The sequence below is a fragment of the Cupriavidus sp. WS genome, assembly GCF_000395345.1.
GTDB lineage: Bacteria > Pseudomonadota > Gammaproteobacteria > Burkholderiales > Burkholderiaceae > Cupriavidus > Cupriavidus basilensis_B.
This window is the reverse complement of sequence record NZ_AQPL01000071.1, coordinates 54,392-80,683: the sequence shown is the minus strand read 5'-3', so window position 1 is coordinate 80,683 and position 26,292 is coordinate 54,392. Positions and strand designations below refer to the sequence as shown.

At 69.5% G+C, this 26,292-nt stretch carries 21 protein-coding genes; 13 read left to right on the top strand and 8 right to left on the bottom strand.

Annotation, left to right across the window (positions count from 1 at the left end; genetic code table 11):
• The first annotated feature begins 241 nt into the window (after positions 1-241).
• Complete coding sequence (locus tag K206_RS0107145; protein WP_155887987.1) at positions 242-871, top strand: hypothetical protein; 630 nt, start codon at positions 242-244, stop codon at positions 869-871.
• A gap of 2 nt (positions 872-873) precedes the next feature.
• Positions 874-1,461 carry a hypothetical protein gene (locus K206_RS0107140; RefSeq protein ID WP_020201727.1) on the top strand — a complete coding sequence of 196 codons (588 nt, stop codon included), beginning with the start codon at positions 874-876 and terminating at the stop codon, positions 1,459-1,461.
• A 252-nt stretch (positions 1,462-1,713) separates the two neighbouring features.
• Here the strand turns inward: K206_RS0107140 and K206_RS0107135 are convergent, their stop codons facing one another.
• Positions 1,714-1,923 carry a cold-shock protein gene (locus K206_RS0107135; protein ID WP_020201726.1) on the bottom strand — a complete coding sequence of 70 codons (210 nt, stop codon included), beginning with the start codon at positions 1,921-1,923 and terminating at the stop codon, positions 1,714-1,716.
• Between the two features lie 496 nt (positions 1,924-2,419).
• Here K206_RS0107135 and clpS point away from each other — a divergent pair, with 496 nt between their 5' ends.
• The 4 genes from clpS to K206_RS0107115 all read left to right on the top strand — a co-directional run bounded on the left by clpS (position 2,420) and on the right by K206_RS0107115 (position 7,120).
• Positions 2,420-2,746, top strand: a complete 327-nt coding sequence (clpS, locus tag K206_RS0107130; protein ID WP_006157525.1) for an ATP-dependent Clp protease adapter ClpS — start codon at positions 2,420-2,422, stop codon at positions 2,744-2,746.
• On the top strand, positions 2,743-5,046 hold the full coding sequence (gene clpA, locus K206_RS0107125) for an ATP-dependent Clp protease ATP-binding subunit ClpA (RefSeq protein WP_020201725.1): 2,304 nt from the start codon (positions 2,743-2,745) through the stop codon (positions 5,044-5,046). Before clpS ends, clpA begins: the two co-directional genes overlap by 4 nt.
• Positions 5,047-5,205: 159 nt before the next feature.
• On the top strand, positions 5,206-6,219 hold the full coding sequence (locus K206_RS0107120; protein ID WP_020201724.1) for a tripartite tricarboxylate transporter substrate binding protein: 1,014 nt from the start codon (positions 5,206-5,208) through the stop codon (positions 6,217-6,219).
• A 58-nt stretch (positions 6,220-6,277) separates the two neighbouring features.
• On the top strand, positions 6,278-7,120 hold the full coding sequence (locus K206_RS0107115; RefSeq protein ID WP_029043325.1) for a VOC family protein: 843 nt from the start codon (positions 6,278-6,280) through the stop codon (positions 7,118-7,120).
• Between the two features lie 52 nt (positions 7,121-7,172).
• On the opposite strand, the gene dut is transcribed toward K206_RS0107115, so the two are convergent.
• The 3 genes from dut to coaBC all read right to left on the bottom strand — a co-directional run bounded on the left by dut (position 7,173) and on the right by coaBC (position 10,019).
• Positions 7,173-7,673 (bottom strand): dUTP diphosphatase, encoded by a 501-nt coding sequence (gene dut / locus K206_RS0107110; protein ID WP_020201722.1) that lies wholly within the window; start codon positions 7,671-7,673, stop codon positions 7,173-7,175.
• A gap of 75 nt (positions 7,674-7,748) precedes the next feature.
• Positions 7,749-8,771, bottom strand: coding sequence for an LLM class flavin-dependent oxidoreductase (locus tag K206_RS0107105; RefSeq protein ID WP_020201721.1), 1,023 nt, complete (start codon positions 8,769-8,771; stop codon positions 7,749-7,751).
• A gap of 54 nt (positions 8,772-8,825) precedes the next feature.
• The gene (coaBC, locus tag K206_RS0107100; RefSeq protein ID WP_020201720.1) at positions 8,826-10,019 is read right to left on the bottom strand and encodes a bifunctional phosphopantothenoylcysteine decarboxylase/phosphopantothenate--cysteine ligase CoaBC; all 1,194 of its coding nucleotides are present in this window, start codon (positions 10,017-10,019) and stop codon (positions 8,826-8,828) included.
• A gap of 194 nt (positions 10,020-10,213) precedes the next feature.
• On the opposite strand from coaBC, the gene K206_RS0107095 reads away from it, so the two are divergent.
• On the top strand, positions 10,214-10,807 hold the full coding sequence (locus K206_RS0107095; protein WP_081651342.1) for a YdcF family protein: 594 nt from the start codon (positions 10,214-10,216) through the stop codon (positions 10,805-10,807).
• 23 nt (positions 10,808-10,830) lie between these two features.
• Here the strand turns inward: K206_RS0107095 and lspA are convergent, their stop codons facing one another.
• From lspA to K206_RS0107080, 3 genes are all read right to left on the bottom strand, one after another.
• A complete protein-coding gene (gene lspA, locus K206_RS0107090; RefSeq protein ID WP_020201718.1) occupies positions 10,831-11,358 on the bottom strand; it encodes a signal peptidase II in 528 nt (175 codons plus the stop codon).
• A complete protein-coding gene (gene ileS, locus K206_RS0107085; RefSeq protein ID WP_020201717.1) occupies positions 11,358-14,237 on the bottom strand; it encodes an isoleucine--tRNA ligase in 2,880 nt (959 codons plus the stop codon). Before ileS ends, lspA begins: the two co-directional genes overlap by 1 nt.
• A 142-nt stretch (positions 14,238-14,379) precedes the next feature.
• Positions 14,380-15,387 (bottom strand): bifunctional riboflavin kinase/FAD synthetase, encoded by a 1,008-nt coding sequence (locus K206_RS0107080; protein WP_020201716.1) that lies wholly within the window; start codon positions 15,385-15,387, stop codon positions 14,380-14,382.
• A gap of 148 nt (positions 15,388-15,535) precedes the next feature.
• Here K206_RS0107080 and K206_RS0107075 point away from each other — a divergent pair, with 148 nt between their 5' ends.
• Positions 15,536-17,365, top strand: a complete 1,830-nt coding sequence (locus tag K206_RS0107075; RefSeq protein ID WP_052165802.1) for a hybrid sensor histidine kinase/response regulator — start codon at positions 15,536-15,538, stop codon at positions 17,363-17,365.
• Positions 17,366-17,393: 28 nt separating this feature from the next.
• On the opposite strand, the gene K206_RS0107070 is transcribed toward K206_RS0107075, so the two are convergent.
• Positions 17,394-18,053: a response regulator transcription factor gene (locus K206_RS0107070; RefSeq protein WP_020423701.1), complete on the bottom strand. Its 660-nt coding sequence runs from the start codon at positions 18,051-18,053 to the stop codon at positions 17,394-17,396.
• Between the two features lie 241 nt (positions 18,054-18,294).
• On the opposite strand from K206_RS0107070, the gene purN reads away from it, so the two are divergent.
• The 5 genes from purN (at position 18,295) to K206_RS0107045 (ending at position 25,960) form a co-directional block, all read left to right on the top strand.
• Positions 18,295-18,951 carry a phosphoribosylglycinamide formyltransferase gene (purN, locus tag K206_RS0107065; protein ID WP_029043323.1) on the top strand — a complete coding sequence of 219 codons (657 nt, stop codon included), beginning with the start codon at positions 18,295-18,297 and terminating at the stop codon, positions 18,949-18,951.
• The gene (locus K206_RS0107060; RefSeq protein ID WP_020201712.1) at positions 18,948-20,357 is read left to right on the top strand and encodes an RsmB/NOP family class I SAM-dependent RNA methyltransferase; all 1,410 of its coding nucleotides are present in this window, start codon (positions 18,948-18,950) and stop codon (positions 20,355-20,357) included. The genes purN and K206_RS0107060 overlap by 4 nt, the downstream gene beginning before the upstream one ends.
• A gap of 544 nt (positions 20,358-20,901) precedes the next feature.
• A complete protein-coding gene (locus K206_RS0107055) occupies positions 20,902-22,545 on the top strand; it encodes an amino acid adenylation domain-containing protein (RefSeq protein WP_020201711.1) in 1,644 nt (547 codons plus the stop codon).
• A 63-nt stretch (positions 22,546-22,608) separates the two neighbouring features.
• Positions 22,609-24,378 carry a serine aminopeptidase domain-containing protein gene (locus K206_RS37695; RefSeq protein WP_196812850.1) on the top strand — a complete coding sequence of 590 codons (1,770 nt, stop codon included), beginning with the start codon at positions 22,609-22,611 and terminating at the stop codon, positions 24,376-24,378.
• Positions 24,379-24,556: 178 nt separating this feature from the next.
• Complete coding sequence (locus K206_RS0107045) at positions 24,557-25,960, top strand: mechanosensitive ion channel family protein (protein ID WP_020201709.1); 1,404 nt, start codon at positions 24,557-24,559, stop codon at positions 25,958-25,960.
• Positions 25,961-26,292: the final 332 nt, after the last annotated feature.

Genomic DNA, 26,292 nt, shown 5'->3' with positions numbered 1-26,292 from the left:
GCCTGCCGGGTTTCCTTTCTCAAGGCCATGATCTTGTTTGCCTTTCCCGCTGCGAAATATCGCCGGACTTTCATATTGGTCCGTAGCTGCGAACCGGCCTGACCCGTTTGCCGGCATGCCGGTTGGTGATTCCGGAGCAAAGCGGACAATTCCACGCGTCGATTGAGGCGTTTCCGCCTCCGGCCACTTTCTCGCTTCTCTAACGTGGGCCTCTTCCCGATCATTACGGAGGGTGCCCGCGATGTCTTTGGCGATCCCGTTGTACACAGGGTATGAACGTTCCTATGCCTGGAACGGAGGAAATCCGTTGCCTGCCCATCTGTTCGAAATTCGGCCGCCCACGTTGCCCTGGGCCGCGCGGCCGATCCACGACGAAGTGCTGGGCTGCGTTATCGGCTATCAGGAGATCGTCAGCGGTTTTTCCAGAACCTTTGACCTGGAAGGGAAATACGTCTCGCTGAGCGAGCCGGGGCTGGAGGCTCCGCTTCTTGATCCCTTCGATGCCATATTGGTGGTCGGCGGGATCTGGAAGGCAGGGGTTCGCGGGCTTGTCGGTGCGGGCACCCGCAGCGCCGGCGCTGCTATCAGCGGCGTGACGTTGATGGGATTGCGGACGCGATTCCATGCGCTGAGCCGCCAGCCCCTGCGCTTTGCGGAGAAACCGTTGCAGCACATGGGAAATCCGGATCGCTTTGTCCCGGTTCACATACTGCGTCTTGCCATAAGGCATGGGAGACGGACTCCGGATCCCAGAGGGTATCGTGGCCTCTTCATGTACACAGTACCCATGATCCGGCACGGCCGGCAGCGAACCCTGGAAGTGCTGGTGAGGGAAGGCGACTACACCGTCCTGCATTTCCTGTACAAATAGCCATGCACTCCATTCAGGTCGAGGTTTCTCCCGCCACCGCGCCCGCGCAGGCCATCGTCGATTGGGACGGAGCCGGTTATGTGACGTGCAAGGTGTCGTATCCCGCCGTTGTCGGGCCGGCCTATGCGTTGCGCGCGGAAATCGATTCGGCTTTCCGCATCGGGCCGCAGCGCTATCTCATCACGATCGGGTCGCTTGTGCTGACGCTGGATGACGAGCGCAGATTGTCGGAGGTCGAATGGTTTGCCAATCCCGGACAGTGGCAGTTGCGCGCGCTGGCGCGTCCGGTGGGACGTGCGGGGCAGCCATGCTTCGCGGGGCCGTTCGATGATGACGGGCGTCTGAGCGTCGATTTCGACGGCGAGCCGGAAGCGGTCTACGATCGCGAGCGCCGCACGCTGTGCCTCGGTTGGGGACGGCCGCTGGCGTGGTGCGAGGTGGCGCCCGAACTTGCCCTCGGAGTGGACGGCAACGGCACCCTGGTTTGCATCTGCCTGGGCAATCTGGACGTGCCTGAGCGGGATCTGCTTGAACCGAAGCCGCCGGCGGGCTGGATGTCCGGGTTGCGCCGGCGGCTGCGTGGAGCCTGAGCATGCCATCCCGATAGCGCGTCCCCGCTGGCGCCCGGCCAAACAAAAAGCCCGGCATTGACCTGACCGGGCTTTTTGACGGATGCGTCGCGTACTGCTGTTCAGCCTGTCTTTCCGGACACGGCACGCCGGCAGCCAGGGCCGGGCGGTATCCGGGGGGCTACAGGCCGATCCCGTTCCGGGGAGGACTCCCCCGCATCCTTTCGTGGCCGCCGCGCGCTCTGCCGGCGGGTGCGGCCATGCACAGCGTCTTCAGGCAGCAGCGTCCTGGATATTGGTGGCTTGCTTGCCCTTGGGACCCTGGATGATTTCGAAGGATACGCGCTGACCCTCTTTCAGGGTCTTGAAGCCACTCATCTGGATGGCCGAAAAGTGCGCAAACAGTTCTTCTTCGCCGTCGTCCGGCTTGATGAACCCAAAGCCCTTGGCGTCATTGAACCATTTGACGATACCGCTTGCCATAAACTCCCCCAACAAAAAAAGCAGGATACGAGCGGGGGAAAGCGCCGCGGCCAGCCGGCGCCCGGCATGTGGCTTCGCGCCGGGCCGGTCAGACCGGGCCGGGCGCTGTGGCACGACTTGCGGGGCACCGCGTGGCGGCCAGTTTCTCGATGCTGACTCGCCGCCGCCGGATTCGTGGGCCTCCCTGCTCACGGATCACCCAGGTCCGGCATATTGCTTGGCTCGCGTAACCAGACTGAATGTGTGAACGATTCTTCTGGCAAACATGGTCACTGTCAAGCTGGCAGATTCCCCACTCGCCGTAGGGTGTGGCGGGAAAGGAACGGCGGTCGGTGGTATTTTGGAGGGGTTTGGGTCCCGGCGGCGCGCCCGCGCTTCCGGGTGTCCCCGGATGCATTCGGCATCTCCGGAATTTCGATGGCCGCTGCATCGGCCTCTTGAATCCCGTGTCTTTTCCCCAAATTGCAGAGTTGTGCGTAAGGGTTAGAATAAAGCCATGGCTACACGGCTGGCAAATGTCCCACAACGCGAAGCAGGCACCGTACTGGAGCGGAAAGAGCAGGCGCTCAAACCGCCCGCCATGTACAAGGTCCTGCTGCTGAATGACGACTTCACCCCGATGGAGTTCGTCGTGATGATCCTGCAGCAGTATTTCAGCAGGGACCGGGAGACGGCGACGCAGATCATGCTCACCGTCCACCGGGAAGGCAAGGGGGTCTGCGGTATCTATACCAGGGATATCGCGGCGACGAAGGTCGAGCTGGTGTCAACGCACGCACGGCAGGCGGGTCATCCGTTGCAGTGCGTGATGGAGGAAGCATGATTGCGCAAGAATTGGAAGTCAGCCTGCACATGGCGTTTGTTGAAGCGCGGCAGGCACGCCACGAGTTCATCACCGTGGAGCACCTGCTACTGGCGTTGCTTGACAACCCCACGGCAGCGGAAGTCTTGCGCGCCTGCGCAGCCAATATCGAGGACCTGCGCACCAGCCTGAAGAATTTCATCGCGGACAATACCCCGGTGGTGCCCGGCACCGACGAGGTGGATACCCAGCCCACGCTGGGCTTCCAGCGCGTGATCCAGCGCGCCATCATGCACGTGCAGTCCACTTCCAACGGCAAGAAGGAAGTGACGGGCGCCAACGTGCTGGTGGCGATCTTCGGCGAAAAGGACTCGCACGCGGTGTACTACCTCCAGCAGCAGGGCGTGACCCGGCTGGACGTGGTCAATTTCATCAGCCACGGCATCCGCAAGGACCAGGCCGAGCCCGCCAAGCATGGCGAGGGCGCGGCCGAGGGCGAAGGCGGCGATGGCAAGGAAAGCCCGCTCGAGCAGTTCACCCAGAACCTGAACGTGCTGGCCAAGGCCGGCAAGATAGATCCGCTGATCGGCCGCGAGAGCGAAGTCGAGCGCGTGGTCCAGGTGCTGTGCCGCCGGCGCAAGAACAACCCGCTGCTGGTGGGCGAGGCCGGCGTCGGCAAGACCGCCATCGCGGAGGGCCTGGCCTGGCGCATCACCAAGAACGAAGTGCCCGACATCCTCGAAAAGGCGGTCGTGTACTCGCTCGACATGGGCGCGCTGCTGGCCGGCACCAAGTACCGCGGCGATTTCGAGCAGCGCCTCAAGGGCGTGCTCAAGTCGCTCAAGGACAATCCGAACGCGATCCTGTTCATCGACGAGATCCACACGCTGATCGGCGCGGGCGCCGCCTCGGGCGGCACGCTGGACGCCAGCAACCTGCTCAAGCCGGCGCTGTCGTCGGGCCAGCTCAAGTGCATCGGCGCGACCACCTTCACCGAGTATCGCGGCATCTTCGAGAAGGACGCGGCGCTGTCGCGCCGGTTCCAGAAGATCGACGTGGTGGAGCCGTCGGTCGACCAGACCGTGCAGATCCTGCGCGGCCTGAAGTCGCGCTTCGAGGAGCACCACGGCGTCAAGTACGCGGCGGCGGCGCTGACCGCGGCGGCCGAGCTGTCGGCGCGCTTCATCACCGACCGCCACCTGCCGGACAAGGCCATCGATGTGATCGACGAGGCAGGCGCCGCGCAGCGCATCCTGCCGAAGTCCAAGCAGAAGAAGACCATCGGCAAGGGCGAGATCGAGGACATCGTCTCGCGCATCGCCCGCATCCCGCCGCAGAGCGTCAACCAGGACGACCGCAGCAAGCTGCAGACGCTGGACCGCGACCTGAAGTCGGTGGTGTTCGGCCAGGACCCGGCCATCGAGGCGCTGGCCTCGGCCATCAAGATGTCGCGCGCGGGCCTGGGCAAGACCGAAAAGCCGATCGGCTCGTTCCTGTTCTCCGGCCCGACCGGCGTGGGCAAGACCGAGGTCGCCAAGCAGCTCGCCTTCATTATGGGCATCGAGCTGCTGCGCTTCGACATGTCCGAATACATGGAGCGCCACGCGGTGAGCCGGCTGATCGGCGCGCCTCCGGGCTACGTGGGCTTCGACCAGGGCGGCCTGCTGACCGAGGCCGTCACCAAGAAGCCGCACTGCGTGCTGCTGCTCGACGAAATCGAGAAGGCGCACCCGGACATCTTCAACATCCTGCTGCAGGTGATGGACCACGGCGCGCTGACCGACAACAACGGCCGCCGCGCCGACTTCCGCAACGTGATCATCATCATGACCACCAACGCGGGGGCGGAGACCATGAACCGCGCCACCATCGGCTTCACCTCGGCGCGCGAGCAGGGCGACGAGATGGCCGACATCAAGCGCATGTTCACGCCGGAGTTCCGCAACCGGCTGGACGCCATCATCAGCTTCCGCTCGCTGGACGAGGAAATCATCCTGCGCGTGGTGGACAAGTTCCTCATGCAGCTCGAGGAGCAGCTCCACGAGAAGAAGGTGGAAGCCAGCTTCAGCGAGAAACTGCGCAAGTTCCTCGCCAAGAAGGGCTTCGATCCGCTGATGGGCGCGCGGCCGATGCAGCGCCTGATCCAGGACCTGATCCGCAAGGCGCTGGCCGACGAACTGCTGTTCGGCAAGCTGGTCTCGGGCGGCAAGGTCGTGGTCGACCTCGACGAGCAGGACCAGATCAAGCTGGACTTCACCGAAGCCGCCGCGGAGCCGCCGGAACCCCCGGAGGCGCCCGAGAACGAGAAGGCGGAGGTGTAGGCGCCCGCCGGGCGGGAAGGCTGGCGGCAGTCCTGCCGCCAGCAATTCGTGCTATCCTCGGGCAAAATACAGGGCGGCAGCAATGCCGCCCTTTTTTGTTGTGGCCGGGTGCGGCTGCCACGGTAGCTGCGTCGAGCCCGCCATTTGCCTGAGTACCCGATGTCCCTGACCGAACGCTCGCGGCTGCGCCGCCTGCTGCTCAAATCGCTGCCGCTGGGCGCGATGCCCCTGATTCCCGCGCCCGGCCATGCCGCCCAGGGCGGCGATGCCCCCGTCGGCGGCGCCGGCCGGCCCATTTCGATGGTGCTGCCGTTCCCGCCCGGCGGCAGCGTCGACATCGTCGCGCGCCAGTTGCAGCCCGGCCTCAAGAGCGGCCTCGGCCAGACCGTGGTGATCGACAACAAGCCGGGCGCCGGCGGGCTGATCGCCTCCAGCATGGTGGCGCGCGCCAAGCCCGACGGCACCACCCTGCTGATGGCGTTCGACACCCACGCCATCAACCCGTTTGCCTACAAGCACCTGCCTTACGACACCTTCCGCGATTTCACGCCGATCTCGCAGCTGGTACGCTTCCCGCTGGTGATCGCCGCCAATCCCTCGCTGCCGGCTTCCAACGTGAAGGAACTGGTGGCAATGGCGCGCGAGAAGCCGGAGAGCATCCACTACGCCTCGTCGGGCGTGGGCAGCCTCAACCAGCTGGCGGCCGAGGCGCTGGCGACCGAGGCCGGGGTGCGCTTTCTCCATGTTCCATACAAAGGCGGCGGCCCGGCGGTGCAGGCCGTGCTGTCCAACGAAGTCGACGTCTTTTTCTCGAGCTACGCGGCCGTGCAGGCGCACGTGGCGGCCAAGACGGTCAAGCTGCTGGGCGTGACCGGCAGCGCGCGGCTGCCCCAGTTCCCGCAACTGCCGACCGTGAGCGAGCAGGGCTATCGCGGCTTCGAGGCGTATTCCTGGATCGGCGTGTTCGGCCCGGCCGGCCTGCCCGAGCCGCTGGTGGGCCGCCTGCACGACGCGCTGGTGCGCGCGCTGCGGCAGCCGCGCGTGATGGACGCGCTGGCCATGCAGGGTTTCGAGGTCGTCGGCGGCAGCCCGGCCGAACTCGCCAGCCTGGTCCGCCATGAGCACGACAAGTGGCAGGCGGTGGCGCGCAAGGCCAACATCCAGTTCGACTGACCGGCCGATTGCGGCCGGTCGACCGATTCGATTGATTGCAGGACTTGCAGAGGTAGCGATGACGACGGAACCGCTAGACCATGCCGTGATGGTGTGCCCCGATCTCGACGCCGCCGCGCAGGCGTGGCGCGGGTTCGGCTTCACCCTGACGCCGCGCGGCTACCACACGCTCGGCTCGCAGAACCATTGCGTGATGCTGGAGCGCGACTACCTGGAGCTGCTGCACGTCACCGCGCCGAGCCCCGCGCGCCAGTATTACTGGGACGCCCAGCAAGCCGGCGGCGGCTGCGCGGCGCTGTCCTGCAAGAGCGCCGACAGCGCCGCGGCCGCGACGCAGCTGCGCGCGGACGGATGGCATGCCTCGGAGGCGGTCAGGTTCTCGCGCCCGGTGCGGCTGGACGACGGCAGCGAGCATCCCGCCACGTTCTGCGTCACCGCCATCGACGATGCGCCCGGCGCGCGCTTCTTCCTCTGCGAGCACGTCACGCCGGAGCTGCTGTGGCGCCCCGAGTGGACCGCGCACGCCAACGGCGCCACCGGCATCGCCACCATGTTCCTGGTGGTGGCGCCGGCGCTGGTCGACGCCGCCGGCCGGGCCTATGCCGAGCTCACCGGCGGCGAGATGACGCAAATCAACGAGCACATCTGCAGCCTGGCGCTGGACGGCGCGGCGCTGGTCGTGACCACGCCGCAGGCGCTGGCCGTGGCCACCGGCACCGAGCAGGTGCGGCGCGCGGTGCCTGGGTATGCCGCCATCCGGCTGCGCACCGCGGACCTCGCCGCGGCCCGCGCGCACTGGCGCGCCGCCGGCGTGGACGCGTTCGACCTGGGCCCGGCGCAGAGCCTGATCCCGGCCGCGCTGGCCGGCGGCGTGGCGCTGCTGTTCGAGCAGGCGCACTAACAGGCTCGCCAGCGGGCGCGCCGCGCGCGCCTGCTTTCCCGGCCCGCGGCGCTCAGGCGCCCTTGCCGGCGTGGTGCACGCCGGTCGAGCCGAACCCGCCCGCGCCGCGCGCGCTGTCCGCGGAAAAATCCTCCACCGTCCTGAACACGGGCCGCAGCACCGGCACGAACATCATCTGCGCGATGCGCTCGCCCGGCTCGATCACGATCGGCGCGGTGCCGGGCGCGTTGCGGTTCCACACGCTGACCATGATCGGGCCCTGGTAGTCGGCATCGATCACGCCGATCGAATTGCCCAGCACCAGCCCCTTCTTGTGGCCCAGGCCCGAGCGCGGCGCGATGGTGGCCGCCATGTACGGATTGGCCATGTGCACGGCGATGCCGGCCGGCACCAGCTGCGCCGGCGTGCCGGGCGCGATCGTGAGCGGCGCGTCCAGGCAGGCGTGCAGGTCGATCGCCGCCGCCATGTCGCTCTGGTAGGCGGGCAGGCCCCATTCGTGCAGGCGTGCGTCGAGCACCTTGATTTCGACGGTCGGATTGGCTTCGATGGTCATGGCTGTCGGTCCCGGAAAACGAAAAACGTTGGCAACCCGGGATGATAGCCGAACGGGCCGCCGCGCCGGCCCGCCTCAGTCCGCCGAGAGATCGAAGGCCTGCGCCAGCAGTTCGTAGGTGCGCAGCCGCGCCGCGTAGCTGGCGGCCACGCTCAGCACCACCAGTTCGTCGGCCTGGAAGCGCTCGCGCAGGTCCAGCATGCGCTGCGCCACCTGCTCCGGCGTGCCGCAGATGGTGCGCGGGCGCTCGCGCTCGACGATCAGGCGGTCGCGCTCGGTGGGCTCGTGCTGCGCGGCCTGCTCCAGCGACGGGATCGGCGCGTTGACGCCATAGGCCATCTGCAGCCGGCGCAGGTCCACGGCGCGCTCCAGCGCCGCCGCCTCGGCCTCGGTATCGGCGCAGATCACGAAGATCGCCGCGGCGCTGTACGGGCGCGCGTCATACGCGGGCGCGAAGTCCTCGCGGTAGTGGCGCGCCACGGCGTGGCCCATGTGCGGATTGATGAAGTGGGCGAAGGCGAAGCGCAGGCCGAGCCGGGCCGCCAGCGCGCCGCCGTAGTCGCTCGAGCCCAGCACCCACAGCTCGGGCCGGGTGTCGATCTCCGGCTGCAGCACCACGCCCTCGGCGATGTGCCCGGGCGGCACCTCGCCGCGCAGCAGCCAGGACAGGTCCTGCACCTGCTCGGCGAAATGGTCGCCGCGGTTGTAGTCGCCCATCGCCACGGCCTGCGCGGTGCGCAGGTCGCCGCCCGGCGCGCGGCCCACGCCGAGGTCGATGCGGCCCGGGAACAGGCCTTCGAGCATGCGGAACTGCTCGGCCACCTTGAACGGGCTGTAGTAGGGCAGCATCACGCCGCCCGAGCCCAGCCGGATGCGCCGCGTGACGCTGCCCAGGCGCGCCAGCATGACTTCCGGCGCGGGGTTGCACACGCCGCGCAGGCCGTGGTGCTCGGCGCACCAGTAGCGCGTGTAGCCGAGCGCGTCGGCGGCCTGCGCCAGCTCCACCGTGGCGGCCAGCGCGTCGCGCGCGCTGTGGCCGGCGATGACCGGGCTCTGGTCCAGCACCGAGAGGCGCAGCTTGGGTTTGCTTTCAGGCATGTGGGGTTCGTGCCGAGGGGAGGGGGTCGTGTGAAAGGGACGCGGGCGCGGGCTTCAGCGCGCCGGCAGGCGCTGGCCGATGGCGGCCACCAGGTGGCGCGCCAGCGTGAGCTTGTCCGCGCGCGGCAGGCGCGTCACGCCCCTGGCGTCGAACAGCACGATCTCGTTGTCGTCGAGGCCGAAGGTCTGGTGGCCGATATTGCCGACCAGCAGCGGCACGTTCTTGCGCTGGCGCTTCTGCTCGCCGTATTGCTCGAGCTTCTCGCTCTCGGCGGCGAAGCCCACGCAGTAGGGCGCGTTCGCGCGCGCCGCCACGGCGGCGAGGATGTCCGGGTTCTGCACGAACCGCAGCGTCGGCGTGTCGGTGTCGTTGGCCTTCTTGAGCTTCTGCGTGGCCACCTCGGCCGGGCGCCAGTCGGCCACCGCCGCCACGGCGATGAACACGTCGGCGCCGGTCAGGTTCGCCAGCACCGCATCGAACATCTGCTGCGCGCTTTCCACGTCGGCGCGCGCCACGCCGCGCGGCGTCGGCTGCGCGGTCGGTCCCGCCACCAGGATCACGTCGGCGCCGGCCTCGCGCGCCGCGCGCGCGATGGCGAAGCCCATCTTGCCCGAGGAGCGGTTGGTGATGCCGCGCACCGGGTCGATCGCCTCGAAGGTCGGCCCGGCCGTGATCACCACGCGGCGGCCCGCCAGCGGCTTGGGCTGGAAGAAGGCGACGAGGTCCTCGACGATCTCCTCCGGCTCCAGCATGCGGCCGTCGCCGATCTCGCCGCAGGCCTGGTCGCCGCTGCCGGGGCCGAGGATCGCCACGCCGTCGGCGCGCAGTTGCGCGGCATTGCGCTGCGTGGCCGGCGCGCCCCACATCTGGCGGTTCATGGCGGGCACCACCAGCAGCGGGCAGTCGCGCGCGATGCACAGCGTGGAGAGCAGGTCGTCGCACAGGCCGTTGGCCAGCCGCGCGAGGAAATCGGTGGAGGCGGGCGCGATGACGATGGCGTCGGCCTCGCGCGACAGGTCGATGTGGGCCATGTTGTTGCCCACGCGCGCATCCCACTGGGACGTGAATACCGGCCGGCCCGACAGCGCCTGCATCGTGACCGGGGTGATGAAGTGGGTCGCGGCCTCGGTCATGACCACCTGCACGGTCGCGCCGGCCTTGGCCAGCAGGCGGACCAGCTCGGCCGACTTGTAGCAGGCGATGCCGCCGGTCAGGCCAAGGACGAGATGCTTGCCTCGCAGATCCATGATGCTCTTTGCTCGAAGGTGTGGTCCGGGTGCCGGGGCTCGGTTGCCTTGCGATTGTCCCGCAATGGCATGCCGCTGCGCCGGAGAAACGTCAATAATACCGGCTTGCCCGCGCGCGCGTTTGCCGCGCCGCCGCTCGCGGCCTCCCCGGCCTCCGCGGCCCGCTCATCCTCTCACCTTTGCCCGCCACCCTCATGTCGCCACGTCCCTTGTTTCGCCAGCACCGCACGCCGCGCCCGCTGCGCCCGCAGAACCTGATCCTGCTGTTGCTGGCGGGCGTGTTCGCGCTGGCCCTGCTGCTGCTGGCCTTCGCCAAGGTCTGGCTGCCGCGCGAGGATGTGCCGGCGCGGGCGGACTGGATCGTGGTGCTGGGCGGGGAATCGGGCGAGCGCGTGATCGGCGCGGCGGAGCTGTATCACGCCGGCGTGGCGCCGTTCGTGTTCGTCACCGGCGCCGGCGACTGCCTGCTCAACGTGCGGCGCCTGGTCATGGCCGGCGTGCCGCGCGGGCGCATCGGCTACGAATGCACTTCGCGCAGCACCTGGGAAAACGCCCGCATGACGCGGGCGCAGCTGGAGCGGTTCGCGCCGCGCCGGGCGGTGCTGGTGACCAGCTGGTACCACACCGGCCGGGCCCTGCAATCGTTCCGCCAGGCCTGGGGCGAGGTCGAGTGGGGCGCCCACGGCGTCCATCCCGGCGTGAGCCTGGACAGGTCGCTGGTGGTCTACGAAGCGGGCGCGGTGCTCGCCGAATACCTCAAGCACGCCTGGTACGCCGTGCGCCACTGAGCGCGCGGCGCGCCCGGCGCCGTTCAGTGCCGGCGCACGCGCCGCAGCTCGTCCACGATCAGCAGCACCGCGCCGACCGTGATGGCGCAGTCCGCCACGTTGAACGCGGGCCAGTGGTAGTTGCGCGCGTGGAAGTCGAGGAAGTCGATCACGTGGCCGTAGATCACGCGGTCCACCACGTTGCCGATGGCGCCGCCCAGGATCAGCGAGATGGCGAAGCAGAACAGGCGCTGGCCGGTGTGGCGGTACAGCATCCACACGATGAACAGGCCCACCACCACGCCCAGCGCGGTGAAGAACCAGCGCTGCCAGCCGCCGGCGTCGGCCAGGAAGCTGAAGGCGGCGCCCTTGTTGTAGACCAGCACCAGGTTGAAGAAGCCGGTCACGGGGCGCGATTCGCCGTAGGCGAAGGTCCTGACGATGACGATCTTGAAGAACTGGTCGAGCACGATCACCAGCAGGGCGAACGCCAGCCACAGCAGCGGCGTGGTGTGGCTGGCCTTGCTGGCGCGCTTGCCGGCGCGCGCGCCGCGTGTGGTGGTGGCGGCCATCAGGCGTGGCTCCTGTGTTCGCCGGCGCCGAACAGGTTGCTGTCGCAGCGCCCGCAGAGGGTGGGATGGGCCGGGTCGCGGCCGACGTCGGCGCGGTAGTGCCAGCAGCGCTCGCACTTGGCGTGGGCCGACGGCGTCACCGTGACCATCAGGTCGCCGCCTTCCGGCGCCGGCGCCACCTTGGCTGCCGAGGTCAGCAGCACGAAGCGCAGGTCGTCGGCCAGGCTTTGCAGCGCGGCCAGCACCGGGCCGCCGGCCTGGATGGTGACTTCGGCCTGCAGCGACGAGCCGATCTCGCCGTCCACGCGCACCGCTTCGAGCTGCTTGGTGACTTCCGCGCGCACGTCGCGGATGGTCTGCCACTTCTGCAGCAGGTCGTCGGCGTCGTCGACCGCCGGCACCTCGTAGTAGGTGCTGGTGAAGATGGTGTCGCGGTGCTCGGTGCCGTGGCTGAAGATCTGCCACGCTTCCTCGGCGGTAAACGAGAGGAACGGCGCCATCCAGTGCAGCATGGCCTGGGTGACGTGGTAGACCGCGTTCTGCGCGGCGCGGCGCGCCTGCGAGCCGGGCGCCGTGGTGTAGAGGCGGTCCTTGAGCACGTCGAGGTAGAAGCCGCCGAGGTCTTCCGAGCAGAAGGTCTGCAGCTTGGCTACCACCGGGTGGAATTCGTAGGCCTCGTAGTGCGACAGGATCTCGCGCTGCAGGCGGCCGGTCAGCGCCACCGCGTAGCGGTCGATCTCCAGCCATTCCGACACCGGCAGCGCGTGCTGCGCGTGGTCGTAGTCGGCCAGGTTGGCCAGCAGGAAGCGCAGCGTGTTGCGGATGCGGCGGTAGCCTTCCACCACGCGCTTGAGGATCTCGTCGGAGATCGACAGCTCGCCCGAGTAGTCGGTCGAGGCCACCCACAGGCGGATGATCTCGGCGCCCATCTTGTTCGACACGTCCTGCGGCGAGACCGTGTTGCCGACCGACTTCGACATCTTGCGGCCTTCGCCGTCGACGGTGAAGCCGTGCGTGAGCAGCGCCTTGTAGGGCGGCTTGCCGTACAGCATCGAGGCGGTCAGCAGTGACGAGTGGAACCAGCCGCGGTGCTGGTCCGAGCCTTCCAGGTACAGGTCCGCCAGGCGGCCCTCGGGCAGGTCGGCCGACGGGTCGTACAGGTCCGCGCGGTGCGAGCCGCGGATCACGGTCCAGTGCGTGGTGCCGGAGTCGAACCAGACGTCGAGCGTGTCGCGGTTCTTCTCGTAGAACGCGGCTTCGTCGCCGAGCAGTTCCTGCGGGTCCAGCGTCTGCCAGGCCTCGATGCCGTGCTGCTCCACGCGCCTGGCCACTTCCTCGAGCAGCGCCGGCGTGCGCGGATGCAGCGCGCCGGTTTCCTTGTGCACGAAGAAGGCCATCGGCACGCCCCACTGGCGCTGGCGCGACAGGGTCCAGTCGGGCCGGTTGGCGATCATGTTGTGCAGGCGCTGCTTGCCCCAGGCGGGGTAGAACTCGGTGGCCTCGATGCCGGCCAGCGCGGTCTCGCGCAGGGTCGGGCCGTCGTCGACCGGGTCCACGTCCATGCCCGCGAACCACTGCGAGGTGGCGCGGTAGATGATCGGCGTCTTGTGGCGCCAGCAGTGCATGTAGCTGTGGGTGTACCTGTGCGAGTTGAACAGGTTGCCCGAGGCTTCCAGCACCGCGACGATCTTCGGGTTGGCGTCCCAGATCTTCTCGCCGCCGAACAGCGGCAGCGTGCTGGCGTAGACGCCGTCGCCCATCACCGGGCTGATGATGTCGGCGTCGCTCATGCCGTGCGCCTTGCACGACTGGAAGTCCTCCACGCCGTAGGCCGGCGCCGAGTGCACGATGCCGGTGCCGGTATCGGTGGTGACGTACTCGCCCAGGTAGACCGGCGAGAGGCGGTCGTAGCCCGCGTCGGTCTTCGCCAGCGGATGGTGGAAGCGGATCTCCGACAGCGCCGCGCCCGTGGCGGTGGCCAGCACGCTGCCTTCGAGTCCGTAGACCTTGAGCTGCTCCTCGACGCGCTCGGTGGCCAGGATCAGGTGGCCGCGCGGCGTGTCGACCAGCGCGTATTCCACTTCCGGGTGCACGTTGAGCGCCTGGTTGGACGGGATGGTCCACGGCGTGGTGGTCCAGATCACGACCCAGCCCGGCCTGGCCGCCAGTTGCGCGGCCGGCAGCTTGAACGCATGGGCCAGCTTGTCGGTCTCGGCGAACGGGAAGCCCACGTCGATGGAGAGGTCGGTCTTGTCCTTGTACTCGACCTCGGCCTCGGCCAGCGCCGAGCCGCAGTCGAAGCACCAGTTCACCGGCTTGAGGCCGCGGAACACGTAGCCCTTTTCCATGATCTTGCCCAGCGCGCGCAGCTCGTCGGCTTCGTTGCTGTGGTTCATGGTCAGGTAGGGATGGTCCCAGTCGCCGAGCACGCCCAGGCGCTCGAAGTCCAGCTTCTGGCGGGCGATCTGCTCGGTGGCGTAGGCGCGCGCCTTCGACTGGACTTCCTGCACCGGCAGGCCCTTGCCGAACTGCTTCTCGATCTGGATCTCGATCGGCATGCCGTGGCAGTCCCAGCCCGGCACGTAGACGGCGTCCAGGCCCGACAGGCCGCGCGCCTTGATGATCATGTCCTTGAGGATCTTGTTCACCGCGTGGCCGATGTGGATGTCGCCGTTGGCGTACGGCGGGCCGTCATGCAGGATGAACTTCTTCGCGCCCTTGCGGGCGGCCCGGATCTTCTTGTAGATCTGCTTGTCCTGCCACTGCTTGACCCACAGCGGCTCGCGCTTGGGCAGGTCGCCGCGCATCGGGAACGGGGTGTCGAGCAGGTTGACCGGGTACTTGCTTTTTTCGGGCTTGGCGCGTTTGTCGTTGGACATGTCGATTCTCGGGGCAATTCGGTTGGCGCGCGGGGCGCCAGCTCGGCTGGCTGCGGGCGCGCGGTACGGCGTGGGCTGGCTGCGGGGAAGCCTCGGGTTTGAAGGGGTAGCGACCCGGGTCCCGCTGCGCGGGAACGGGGCGCTAGCTAATTCGGTCGGTGGCGGAGGTGGCGAAGTCGCGGCTGCCCGCGGCCGGGGGCGTGCCCGCGGGCACGCCCGGCACGGTCAGGCCGAAGAACGCGCGCGCATCCGCGCAGTCCTTGGCGATGGCCGCGGTCAGCGCTTCCAGGCCGTCGAAGCGGGCCTCGTCGCGCAGCTTCTTCATGAACTCGACGCGCACCAGCTTGCCGTAGATGCTCTGGTTGAAGTCGAACAGATGCACCTCCAGCAATACCCGGCCGGCGTCCTCGATGGTCGGGCGCACGCCGATGCTGGCCACGCCGGGCACCGGATGCTCGCCCAGGCCGTGCACCTGCACCACGAAGATGCCGCTGACCGCCGGCCGCTTGTGCGAGATGCGCAGGTTGATGGTGGGGAAGCCGAGGTCGCGCCCCAGCTTGCGCCCGTGCACCACGTGCCCGCTGATGGCGTAGCCGTGGCCGAGCAGGCGGCGCGCATGCTCGAGGTCGCCGCTGACCAGCGCCTGGCGCACCGCGGAGCTGGAGATGCGCACGCCGCCCTCGGAGACCGAGCCCATCTGCTCGACGTCGAAGCCGAACTGGGCGCCGGCCTGCTGCAGGTAGGCGAAGTCGCCGGCGCGGCGCGCGCCGAAGCGGAAATCGTCGCCGACCAGCAGCCAGCGCGTGTGCAGACCGTGCCATAACACGTTCTCGACGAAGGCCTGCGGCGACTGGGCGGCGAAATGGGCGTTGAAATGCTCGACCACCACGCGGTCGACCCCGTTGCGGCGCAGGCTCTCGAGCTTGTCGCGCAGCAGCGCGATGCGCGCGGGCGCCTTGTCCGGGGTGAAGAACTCGCGCGGGTGCGGCTCGAAGGTCATCACGCACAGCGGCAGGCCGCGCGCGTCGGCCGCCGCGCGCGCGCGCGCGAGCAGCGACTGGTGGCCGCGGTGGACACCGTCGAAATTGCCGATGGTCAGGGCGCAGGGCGCCCGGCTCTCGGCATTGGGCAGGCCACGGAAGACTTTCACGAGGACGGCGTCGAGCGTTTGGGTAAAGCGGGCATTATAAGGCGAATGGGGGACGAGTTTCGCCCGGCGGTACCGGGCCCGGCGCGCGGGCTGGCGTTTTTGTGCACGGATCGGCCCATCGGCGTGGCGCCACTCCCCAAAAGGCGGCATGATACGGCGGATCGCATCCGACGTCCCAGCCCTTCCTTTGAACGCGCTGCTCAACCGAATCCTGCCGCCGCCAGGGCCTCCGCTCGATACCGAAACGCGGGCCAAGCTGCTGGCGACCATCCATCGCGTCTCTCCCACCGCCACCGTGGCCTCGCTGGTGCTGCCGGCGCTGACCGCGGTCGCCTTCTGGTCCGCCGCCGACCATGCCGCGCTGCTGGGCTGGTGCGGCGTGATGCTGGTGCTGGCCACCGCGTCGACGTGGTTCTACTATGGCTACCTGCGCGACGGCGCCACCATGAGCCGCTCGGCCCATACGCGCAAGTGGTGGGCCAACATGCGCGCGCTCGCCTTCCTGACCGGCCTGACCTGGGGCAGCTCCGCGCTGCTGCACCTGTTCACCGGCTCCACCGTGTTCTCCAGCGTGCTGTACCTGCTCGCGGTGGGCGTGCTGGCCGGCGGCGTCACCGCGCAGTCGCCGGTGCCGTCGAACCTGGTCTACGCCGGCATTCCGATCCTGGTGCCCAACATTTTGTTGGCCGACTACGCCTTTCCGGGCCACGGCACCTACGTGCAGTTGCTGCTGGTGGTCTACGCCATCATGCTCACGCGCCACGCGCTGAACCTGCAGCGCACGCTGGTGCGGGCCATCCAGCTCGAGAGCGACAGCCGCCGCCTGGCCAAGCAGTTCCAGGAGGAAAAGGAGCGCGCGCTGCATGCCAGCGAGGAGAAGTCGCGCTTTCTCGCCGCCGCCAGCCACGACCTGCGCCAGCCCGTGCATGCGCTGGTGATGCTGGTCGAGGCGCTGCGCGCGCGCAACAAGTCGTCCTCGCTCCATCCGCTGGTCGAGCAGGTGGCCGCCGGCACCCAGACCATCGACCTGCTGTTCCGCTCGCTGCTGGACCTGTCCAAGCTGGAAGGCCGCAAGGTGCTGCCGACGCTGGAGCCGTGCGAGCTCGGCCACCTGATCAACGAGGTGATGAGCCAGTTCGCCGCCGACGCGCGCGAAAGCGGCCTGACCCTGACCCCGCGCGTGCCCGAGGAACTGTTCGCGATGGCCGAGCCGGTGCTGCTGCGCCGGGCGCTGTTCAACCTCGTGCAGAACGCGCTGCGCTACACCCGCCGCGGCGGCGTGCTGGTGACGGCGCGCGAGCGCCGCAAGCATATCCGCGTGGAGGTGTGGGACACCGGCGCCGGCATCACGCCGGAGCACCTGCCCGACATCTTTTCGCCGTACTACCAGGTGCACAACCCCCAGCGCGACCCGTCCCAGGGCCTGGGGCTGGGGCTGGCCATCTTCAAGGAATGCGTGCGCCTGATGCGCGGCACCTACGGCGTGCGCTCGGTGCCGGGGCGCGGCTCGGTGTTCTGGTTCTCGCTGGCGCCGGTGGAGGCCGAGACCGTGGCCACCATCCGCGCGGTGCGCGCCTCGGCGGCGGCCGAGGACACCAAGCCGGACCATCTGCGCGGCACGGTGCTGGTGGTGGACGACGACACGCAGATCCGCAAGGCCTGGATCGCGCTGATGGAAGCCTGGGGCATCCAGGTCGCGTGCGCCGCGCACGGCGCCGATGCCGACCGCCTGTTCATGCAGGGCCTCAGGCCGGACATCATCTTCTGCGACCTGCGCCTGCCCGGCAGCGAGAACGGGCTGGACCTGCTCGAGCGCTGGCAGAATACCCAGCCGCAGGCGCGCAGCGCGCTGCTGTCGGGCGATCTCAAGTCCGACGCGCTGGCGGCGGCCGAGGAAGCGGGCTATTTCGTGCTGCCCAAGCCGGTCGATCCGGCGGCGCTGCGGCTGCTGCTGCGGCGCTGGCTGCGTCCCGCCTGAAGGCAGGCGGGCGGGGCCCGGCCGCGCCTTACTGGCGCAGGCGGAAACGCTCCATGCGCGACATCACCTGCATGCGCGTGCGCACGCCGAGCCGCTGCAGGATCGCCGAGACGTGTTCCTTGACGGTGTTCTCGGTCAGGCCCAGGCGCCGCGCGATGACCTTGTTCGGCAGCCCTTCGAGCACCAGCGCCAGCACCGAGCCCTGGCGCGGCGTCAGCCCCAGCTCCGCCGGCGTGACCGGGATGCCGTGGGCCGGCCCGAACGACTGCGCGCGGCCGTTGAGGGCCTCGTCGGAAGGAAACGAGGTGTCGCCCGCCAGCACCTTGCGCACGGCCGCGGTGAACGCGTTGGCGTCGAGGTGCTTGCCGACGAAGCCGTAGGCGGCGAGCGCGCGCGCGCGGCCCACGATCTCCGGCGTGGCCTCGGCGGACATGAAGATGAAGCGCGCCGCGGGCACCAGCGTCTTGAGCGCCTGCATGGCGTCGAAGCCGGTGCCGTCGGTGAGCCAGATGTCCAGCAGCACGATATCGGGCCTCAGCCCCTGCTGCAAGGTGTTGAGCGCCTCTTTGGCGCTGCCGGCGGCATGGACCGCAACGTCGGGCATCACTTCCGCCAGGAAGGCGGTGGTGCCGGACAGGGCCATGGGATGATCATCGACCACCAGCAAGGTCGGTGCAGCGTTCGACATGCGATTTCCCGTCTAATTTTCCACTTCGTCCTTGTTGTCACTTGAAGCCGCGTAAACGGTCTGCGCGTGGACGATAGCAGCCACTCTAGCAGAGCGGGCGAGGCGTCACAATCCGTGAACAAGCTAAGCACGTTGCGCGCAGGCCATGCCATTCGGCCTGCCGGCGGGGGTTTCGCGTGTTTTAAGTGCCTAATGCGCTCGCTTTGGCCGTGTACTGGCCCTGCCTTGGTAGAATTGCGCGATGAAAAATATCGTTATCCTGATTTCAGGGCGTGGCTCCAACATGGAAGCCATCGTCCGCGCGTGTGCCGCCGAGGGCTGGCCGGCGCGCGTGGCGGCCGTCCTGTCCAACCGGCCCGATGCCGAGGGCCTGCAGTTCGCCGCCGACCACGGCGTGCCCACGGGCGTGGTGGACCACACCCGGTATGCCGACCGCGCCACCTTTGACGCGGCCCTGGCCGCTGCCATCGACGCCCACGCCCCCGACGTGGTCGTGCTGGCCGGCTTCATGCGCATCCTGACGCCGGCCTTCGTCGACAAATACGCCGGGCGCATGCTCAATATCCATCCGTCGCTGCTGCCGTGTTTCCCTGGCATGTACACCCATCGCCAGGCCATCGAGGCCGGCGTCAAGGTGCATGGCGCGAGCGTCCATTTCGTCACACCCGAACTCGATCACGGCCCGGTCATCGTCCAGGCCGCGCTCGACGTGCTGCCGGGCGACACGCCCGAAAGCCTGGCCGAGCGCCTGTTGCCGGCCGAACACGCGATCTACCCGCGCGCTGTGCGCTGGTTCGTCGAGGACCGCCTGCGCGTGCATGCCGGCGTGGTCCGCGTCGAACCCCACGAATCCCAGTTGTTTACGGCCTTTGCCGCCGCTACGGAGGTGCAGTCATGAGCCGGAATACCGCAGGGGCGCGCCAGCCCGTCCGCAACAAGCGCAAGGCCACGCCGATCCGCCAGTCCGCGCGCAGCGGCGATCACCGCGACAGCCGCGACGGCCAGGCGCCGCAGCAGGGCCGCGCCGCGCACGGCGGGCTGCATGCCGTGCATATCCAGCACATCGACCGCCTGCTGGGCAAGGTGCTGATGTTCACGCGTCCGTCCGACGTGGTGGTGAGCTACTACTTCCGCGAGAACCCCAAGCTGGGCCACCGCGAGCGCGGCATCATCGCCGAGGCGGTGTTCGCGGTGTTGCGCCGGCGCGTCGAATTCTCGCAGTTCGCCGCCAGCGGCACGGGCACTTCGCAGCGCCGCCTGGCCCTGCTGGGCCTGGCCGCCACGCTCGGCCGCGATGTCCTCACGCCGTTCCTGCTGCCCGAGGAAGGCGAATGGCTGGACCGCCTGACCACCATCGAGCGCTCGAGCCTGGCGCCGCGCGTGCGCGCCAACCTGCCCGAATGGCTGTTCGACGAGCTCGCCGCCCGCCACGACCAGGCCTTCGTCGAAGCGCTCGGCGACGCCTGGCTGCGCCCGGCCCCGCTGGACCTGCGCGCCAACCTGGCCAAGACCTCGCGCGAGGCCGCGCTGGCCGAGCTGGAAGCCGCCGGGCTCAAGGCCGAGCCCACGCCGATGGCGCCCGCCGGCATCCGCCTGGCCGGCAAGCCCGCGCTCAACCAGTTGCCGCTGTTCGTCAACGGCCTGGTCGAGGTGCAGGACGAAGGCAGCCAGCTGCTGTGCAACCTGGTCGCGCCCAAGCGCGGCGAGATGGTGGTCGACTTCTGCGCGGGCGCCGGCGGCAAGACGCTGGCGCTGGGCGCGCTGATGCGCTCCACCGGCCGCCTCTATGCGTTCGACGTGTCCGAGAAGCGCCTGGCCAACCTCAAGCCGCGCCTGGCGCGCAGCGGGCTGTCCAACGTGCATCCGGTGCAGATCGATTCCGAGCACGACGCCAAGATCAAGCGCCTCGCCGGCAAGATCGACCGCGTGCTGGTGGACGCGCCGTGCAGCGGCCTCGGCACGCTGCGGCGCAACCCGGACCTGAAGTGGCGCCAGACGCCGCAGTCGGTGCTGGAGCTGACCGCCAAGCAGGCCTCGATCCTCGAGTCCGCCGCGCGCCTGGTCAAGGTCGGCGGGCGCGTGGTCTATGCCACCTGCAGCGTGCTGGAAGCCGAGAACGAAGGCATCGTGCGCGGGTTCCTGTCCACGCATGCGGGCTTCCGCCTGGTGCCGGCCGCGCAGGTGCTGGCCGAGCAGAAGATCGTGGTGCCGGGCTTGCCGGAAGACGCCGAGATGCTGGCGCTCTATCCGCACCTGCATCAGACCGACGGCTTCTTCGCCGCGGTGCTGGAGCGCGTCAGCTAAGACCGCTGCGGTAAAGCAAGGGGCGCTGCCGGTCAGCGCCCTTTTTTTTGCGCCCGCTTTCTCGCGGTCGGCGCCGCCGCGCCGCGCGACATCCTGCCCGGACTTCTGCGTCGCCGGCGCAGATCGCGGAAGGCGGCCGGATCCTCCGGCCCGATCCGGCTGCGCGCTTCGATGCGCTGCGCAGCCGACACGGCAATTGTCTGCGCGCGCGCGCCATCCCGGTGGACTAGGCCTTCTGGCCGACGGGCGGGGATGCGCGGCGCGCCTGCCTTGTGCCGGCGCGGGCTCGCCGCCGCCAGCGTGCGCCGGCACACATCGCCGTCCGCCATTCGCACGGGCTGGCGGACGGCCGGAGTTCAATACATTGAGGCCGCCCCAACTTGTCTTGACATGCGAAGCAACCTACCTTGACAGGACAACGCAGCGCCGGCGAAGGCATCGGCGCGCGGCGGGCGCGGCCCATTCATTCTGGCCGGCGCGATTTCGATGGGAAGCCGCCGTTCCGGCTCGCGCCGCTGCGGCGCGCGGTGATGGGAGGGGGAGGATGCTGCATTCATTTTTCTTCGCGTCCGCGGACAGGCGGCCCGGCGACCACGCTTTGTGGGCCGACGGCCGCTACTACACCTACGAGGAAGTCCGCGCGCGCGCACGCGGCATCAGCATGGCGCTGGCGCCGTTCGCCGGCGGTCCCAATCGCAACTGCATCCTGTTCGCGCACCGCAGCGCGTGCGCCTACGCCGGCCTGCTCGGCGTGCTGGCCGCCGGCATGGCCTACGTGCCGATCCATGCGCGCTTCCCGCCGGCGCGCAACGCCGCCATCATCGCGCGCTCGGGCGCGCGCGTGATGCTGGTCGACCATGTCTGCGCGCCGCAGCTCGCGGCGCTGCTGCCGCTGCTGCCGCCGGACCTGCGCATCGTCATGCTCGACGCGCGGGCGTGGGACGCCGCCGGCGGCAACGCGCGGCCGCCGCCGTCCGCGCCCTTCGTGCACGATGCGCCGGCGGCGTGGCCCGCCGCCGTCGGACCGGACGACCTCGCCTACCTGATCTTCACCTCGGGCACCAGCGGGCCGCCCAAGGGCGTGATGATCCCGCACGGCAGCGCGGTGGCCTATGTCAATGCGCAGATGCGGCGCTATCCCTGCGAGCCCGGCGCGCGCTTCAGCCAGTTCGCCGACCTCACCTTCGATTTCTCGGTGCACGACGTGCACGTCTGCTGGGCCAACGGCGCGTGCCTCTACGTGCCGACGCTGCAGGACCCGCTCTACCTGGCCGGCTTCATCCGCGAGCACCACATCACCCACTGGGCCAGCGTGCCGTCCGTGCTGGCGCTGCTGCAGCAGTTCCGCAAGCTGGCGCCCGGCGCCTTTCCCAGTGTGAAGATGACCCTGATGGGCGGCGAGGCGCTGCCCAAGGGCCTGGCCGAGGCCTGGTCGCGGGCCGCGCCGAACACGCGCATCGTCAACGGCTACGGCCCCACGGAAACCACGGTGATCGTGCTGACCTTCGAGCTCACGCCCGCCTTTCTTGCCGATGCGTCGCGCCCGGTGGTGCCGCTGGGCCGGCCCTACCCGGGCACCGAGGTGGTGGTGGTGGACGAGCATCTCGCGCCGGTGGCGGCCGGCGCGCAGGGCGAACTGCTGATCGGCGGCGCGCAGCTTGCGCGCGGTTATCTGTCGGCGAACCCGCTCGACGGCGAGCGCTTCTTCGCGCGCGCCTATCCGGGGCGCGCCTGCCGCCGCTGGTACCGCACCGGCGACGCGGTGAGCGAATCGCCCGACGGCCTGCTGTACCACGGGCGCATCGACACGCAGGTCAAGATCCGCGGCAACCGCATCGAGCTGCAGGAGATCGAGCAGGTGGTGCAGGCCGCCAGCGGCAGCGCCCAGTGCGCGGTGCTGGCGTGGCCGCTGGACGAGGCCGGCAAGCCGATCGGCCTGGTGGCGTTCGTGCTGGCGCCGGCCGACGAGTCGCTGGGCGAGATGGGTGCGCGCGCCGCGCGCATCCGCCATGCCTGCAAGCAGAGCCTGCCGGTCTACGCGCGGCCCGACCGCATCGTCTGCCTCGACGGCTTTCCCATCAACGTGAACGGCAAGATCGACCGCAATCAGCTGCTGGCGCGCTGCGCGCATCTCGAGGCCGATGCCGACGGCGCGGCGCGCTGCCGCAGCGGCACGGCCGCGGCTTGAGCGCGGTGCGCGATGCGCCCAGGCCGCGCGGCATGGGGCCGCGGGCATGCACGGAGTTCGCCCATGAGGCCTTTGCACTTCGACGGATGTTTCGGCTGGTACCACGCGGCCACGGGCGCGCGCGCGGTCGTGCTGTGCAACGCGGTCGGCCATGAAGCCCTGTGGACCCACGCCGGCCTGGCGCGGCTGGCGGAGCGGCTCGCGGCGCAAGGCGTGCCGGTGCTGCGGTTCGACTATCCCGGCACGGGGGATTCGGCGGATGCGGTGGCCGCGGCGGACCGCGTGGAGGACGGCGCCGGGGCGCCGGCCAACTGCGTCGATGCCTGCGTGGCATCGATCGGCCAGGCCGGCAACCTGCTGCGGCGCTTGTCCGGCGCGCGCGAGATCGTGCTGCTGGGCGTGCGCGGCGGCGCCGCGCTGGCCGCGCTGGCCGCCGCGCGCCGCGCCGGCGGGCTCGACGTCGCCGGGCTGGCGCTGCTCGCGCCGGTGGCGAGCGGGCGCATGCTGATGCGCGAGATGCGCATGATCGCCCAGACCTGGCGCTCGCTGGCGGGGCGCGCGGTGACGGCGGCGGCCGATGCTGCGCCGGTTTCCGCGCCGGCGGGCGCCGACATCCTGGGCATCCACTTTACCGCGGCCGACCTCGAGGCGTTCTCCCGCATCGACCTGCGCGCCGCCGCGAGCGCGCCGGCGCCGCGCGTGTTCATCGCCGGGGCCGGGCCCGATGAGGCGCTGCCCCGGCACTACGCGGCGCTGGGCGCGCAGGTCAGCACCGTGCCGTTTCCCGAGGTGATCGGCTGGCTGCAGGACCCGCTGCACGGCACGCCGCCCGACGCCACCTTCGCCGCCGTCGCCGGCTGGCTCGCCGGCATGGCGCCGGCCGCCGGCAGGGCCGGAGCGCGGGCGGGGGAGGGCATTGGCGCGGCGGGCGTGGCGCCGTGCCTGCGCGCGGCGGCCTGGGTGGAAACGCCGGTGCGCTTCGGCCACGGGCTGTTCGGCATGCTGTGCGAGCCGCGCGGCGAATGGCCCGGGCGGCCGGCCGTGCTGATCAACAACGCGGGCGGCACGCACCACGTCGGCGCCGGCCGTGGCGGCGTCATGCTGGCGCGGCGGCTGGCCGAACACGGCGTGGCGTCGTTGCGCATCGACGTGCGCGGCATCGGCGACGCCAGCATCGGCGCGCGGGCCATCAAGGACGCGGTGCCGGCCGACCCGGAAGGCTATCTCGACGCGATTGCCGCCTGCGACTGGCTGCAGGCCCGCGGCTATGGCGAGGTGGTGGTATTCGGCGTGAGCTACGGCGCCAACGTCGGCCTGCATGCGGCCGGCGCGCATCCCGGCGTGGTGGGCGCGGTGCTGGTCAACCTGCAGCGGCTGCTGCGCCGGGAGACCTTCACCCGCCCGCGCTGGCTGATCCACGGCCGCAGCGCGCCCACGGCGGAAGAGGGCGTGCCCGGCACGGACGCGGCCTCGGTGCTGCCCCGGCCGGCCCCGGCCGAGCAGCAGGAGATCGAGGCGCTGCTGCGCAAGCTCGAGGCGCGCGGCACCGTGCTGCGCCTGCTGTTCGGGCCGGAAGATCCCGGGCCGTACGAGCTGGCGCGTTTCTTCGGGCCGCGGCTCGAAGGCCTGGCCGGGTTCGGCATGCTGCAGATCGAGACCATCGAAGGGCTCGACCACGGCATGCTGAACCCGCCGGGGCGCGCGCGCGTGATCGGCTATTGCGTCGATCTGCTGAGCGGCGCGCTGCATCCCGGCGCGGACCTGCCGGCCCGGTTGCGCCGCGCAGTGCAGCCGTGGCGCGGCATGCCCAGCTGCCGCGGACGGTGCGGCTGAGGCCGGCCGCGCCACGGAGGTGGGTCCAGGAAGTGGGCCCAGGAAGTGGGCCCAGGAAGTGGGCCGCCGCGCCGCGGGCGGCTAGAATGGCTGACCTTTCGCGGGTCGGGCGCCGGGCGCCCGTGCCGCCCGCCGGCCGCGCCGCTTGCCGCGCGTGCCTGGCCAGCCACATCCAAGCATGAACCCGAATTCCCTGACCGAACTCCATGTATCGCATCCCGCCTTTGGCCGCATGCTCAACGACCTGATCCTCGATGCCGGCGGCCCCGGCTTCATCTGGCAACTGGCGGTGCTGGCCGGCTGCCTGGCGGTGGCGTGGCCGCTGGCGCGGCTGGTGGTCAAGCGGCTCGAGGCCCGCTACGACGGCTCCAGCTTCGCGCTGCGCTTCGCCGCGACCAGCCTCGAGCGCGCCATGTTCCCGCTGTTCGGCTGGCTGCTGGTGACGGTCGGGCGCTTCGGGCTGGAGCAGCTGATGTCGGTCAGCGTGCTGCGGCTGGCGCTGGTGCCGCTGTCCGGCATCACGTTCCTGTATTTCGCCTTCTACATCCTGCGGCGCGTGCTGTCCGGCAATGGCCAGCTGCAGGGCATGCTGCTGCTGGTGGAGAAGGTGCTGACCACGCTGGTGTGGGCCGGCATGGCGCTGTACGTGCTGGGCCTGCTGTGGGACGTGGTCGGCTGGATGGAGTCGGTGCGCTTTTCCGTCGGCGGCAAGCAGAAGATCAACCTCGCCGACACGCTGGCGGGGGTGGTGTGGATCCTGCTCACGGTGCTGGTGGCGATGTGGTTCGGCTCGTGGCTGGAAGAGCGCCTGATGCGCTCGGCCGGGCTGGACAGCAACCTGAAAGTGGTCCTGACCAGACTTTCGAAGGCGCTGCTGCTGCTGGTGTCGCTGCTGCTGAGCCTGTCGCTGGTCGGCATCGACCTGACGGTGCTGTCGGTCTTCGGCGGCGCGCTCGGCGTGGGCCTCGGCCTGGGCTTGCAAAAGATCGCCAGCAACTACATCTCGGGTTTCATCATCCTGCTGGACCACTCGGTCAAGCTCGGCGACCAGATCACGGTGGACAAGTACACCGGCATCGTCTCGCAGATCCGCACGCGCTACACCGTGGTGCGCAACGGCGACGGCGAAACCCTGGTGCCGAACGAGCAACTGGTGGCGCAGGCGGTGCAGAACCATTCGTTCTCGAACACCAATGTGCGTGTGGCCACACGCGTGCAGGCCGACTACGCCGCCGACCCGGAAACGGTGCTGGCGCTGCTGGCAGAAGCGGCGCAGGGCGTGCCGCGCCTGCTGGCCGAGCCCGCGCCGGCGGCATTTCTGGTGGCGTTCGCCGACAATGGCATCGAATACGAGCTGGCCGGCTACATCGCCGACCCGCAGAACGGCAAGCTGGGCGTGCAATCGGCGCTGAACCGGGCGATATGGCGCACGTTCCGCGAACATGGCATCTCGATCCCCTATCCGCAGCGCGAGGTGCGGATGCTCGGCCAGGCGGCGCCGGCGGTCGGCGGGGAAGGCGAAGAAGTATTTGATAAGACGCTTTTGGCGGCCTCCGCCGCGCGCGAGGGCGATGCAACATAGGCATTCGCGGGACGTTTGATGCACCTTGCGGAACGTTCCGCGTTGCTTACCATCAAATTCGGGGAAAAACGGATGTTCCGTTGATGACGTTCCGGTAGAATTGTCATAGTTGCGGGTTCCGAATTTTCGACCTCCCGCCCCCACACCAGACAGCCGCCAGATTGCAGCGGCTCGTGCCCAGTCCCGCCGGCGGCAGAATCTGCCCAAGGCGCCAGACGCGCATGCCGGGGGCTCCGGCGAGCGCCGGGGTTTCCGGCAGGCGCCCTACGACGCAATCACTGATTTTGCAGTCCTTTTTCTGCACCTGTTTGCGGTCCGCCCTGTCGTGCCGC

Coding starts and splice junctions, on each gene's coding strand:
- K206_RS0107140 (WP_020201727.1), top strand. CDS start 874: ATGCACTCCATTCAGGTCGAGGTTTCTCCCGCCACCGCGCCCGCGCAG.
- lspA (WP_020201718.1), bottom strand. CDS start 11,358: ATGGCCGCCACCACCACACGCGGCGCGCGCGCCGGCAAGCGCGCCAGC.
- K206_RS0107105 (WP_020201721.1), bottom strand. CDS start 8,771: ATGCCTGAAAGCAAACCCAAGCTGCGCCTCTCGGTGCTGGACCAGAGC.
- ileS (WP_020201717.1), bottom strand. CDS start 14,237: ATGTCCAACGACAAACGCGCCAAGCCCGAAAAAAGCAAGTACCCGGTC.
- K206_RS0107060 (WP_020201712.1), top strand. CDS start 18,948: ATGAGCCGGAATACCGCAGGGGCGCGCCAGCCCGTCCGCAACAAGCGC.
- clpA (WP_020201725.1), top strand. CDS start 2,743: ATGATTGCGCAAGAATTGGAAGTCAGCCTGCACATGGCGTTTGTTGAA.
- clpS (WP_006157525.1), top strand. CDS start 2,420: ATGGCTACACGGCTGGCAAATGTCCCACAACGCGAAGCAGGCACCGTA.
- K206_RS0107135 (WP_020201726.1), bottom strand. CDS start 1,923: ATGGCAAGCGGTATCGTCAAATGGTTCAATGACGCCAAGGGCTTTGGG.
- K206_RS0107045 (WP_020201709.1), top strand. CDS start 24,557: ATGAACCCGAATTCCCTGACCGAACTCCATGTATCGCATCCCGCCTTT.
- K206_RS0107075 (WP_052165802.1), top strand. CDS start 15,536: ATGATACGGCGGATCGCATCCGACGTCCCAGCCCTTCCTTTGAACGCG.
- purN (WP_029043323.1), top strand. CDS start 18,295: ATGAAAAATATCGTTATCCTGATTTCAGGGCGTGGCTCCAACATGGAA.
- K206_RS0107055 (WP_020201711.1), top strand. CDS start 20,902: ATGCTGCATTCATTTTTCTTCGCGTCCGCGGACAGGCGGCCCGGCGAC.
- dut (WP_020201722.1), bottom strand. CDS start 7,673: ATGACCATCGAAGCCAATCCGACCGTCGAAATCAAGGTGCTCGACGCA.
- K206_RS0107095 (WP_081651342.1), top strand. CDS start 10,214: ATGTCGCCACGTCCCTTGTTTCGCCAGCACCGCACGCCGCGCCCGCTG.
- K206_RS0107120 (WP_020201724.1), top strand. CDS start 5,206: ATGTCCCTGACCGAACGCTCGCGGCTGCGCCGCCTGCTGCTCAAATCG.
- K206_RS0107115 (WP_029043325.1), top strand. CDS start 6,278: ATGACGACGGAACCGCTAGACCATGCCGTGATGGTGTGCCCCGATCTC.
- coaBC (WP_020201720.1), bottom strand. CDS start 10,019: ATGGATCTGCGAGGCAAGCATCTCGTCCTTGGCCTGACCGGCGGCATC.
- K206_RS0107070 (WP_020423701.1), bottom strand. CDS start 18,053: ATGTCGAACGCTGCACCGACCTTGCTGGTGGTCGATGATCATCCCATG.
- K206_RS0107145 (WP_155887987.1), top strand. CDS start 242: ATGTCTTTGGCGATCCCGTTGTACACAGGGTATGAACGTTCCTATGCC.
- K206_RS37695 (WP_196812850.1), top strand. CDS start 22,609: ATGAGGCCTTTGCACTTCGACGGATGTTTCGGCTGGTACCACGCGGCC.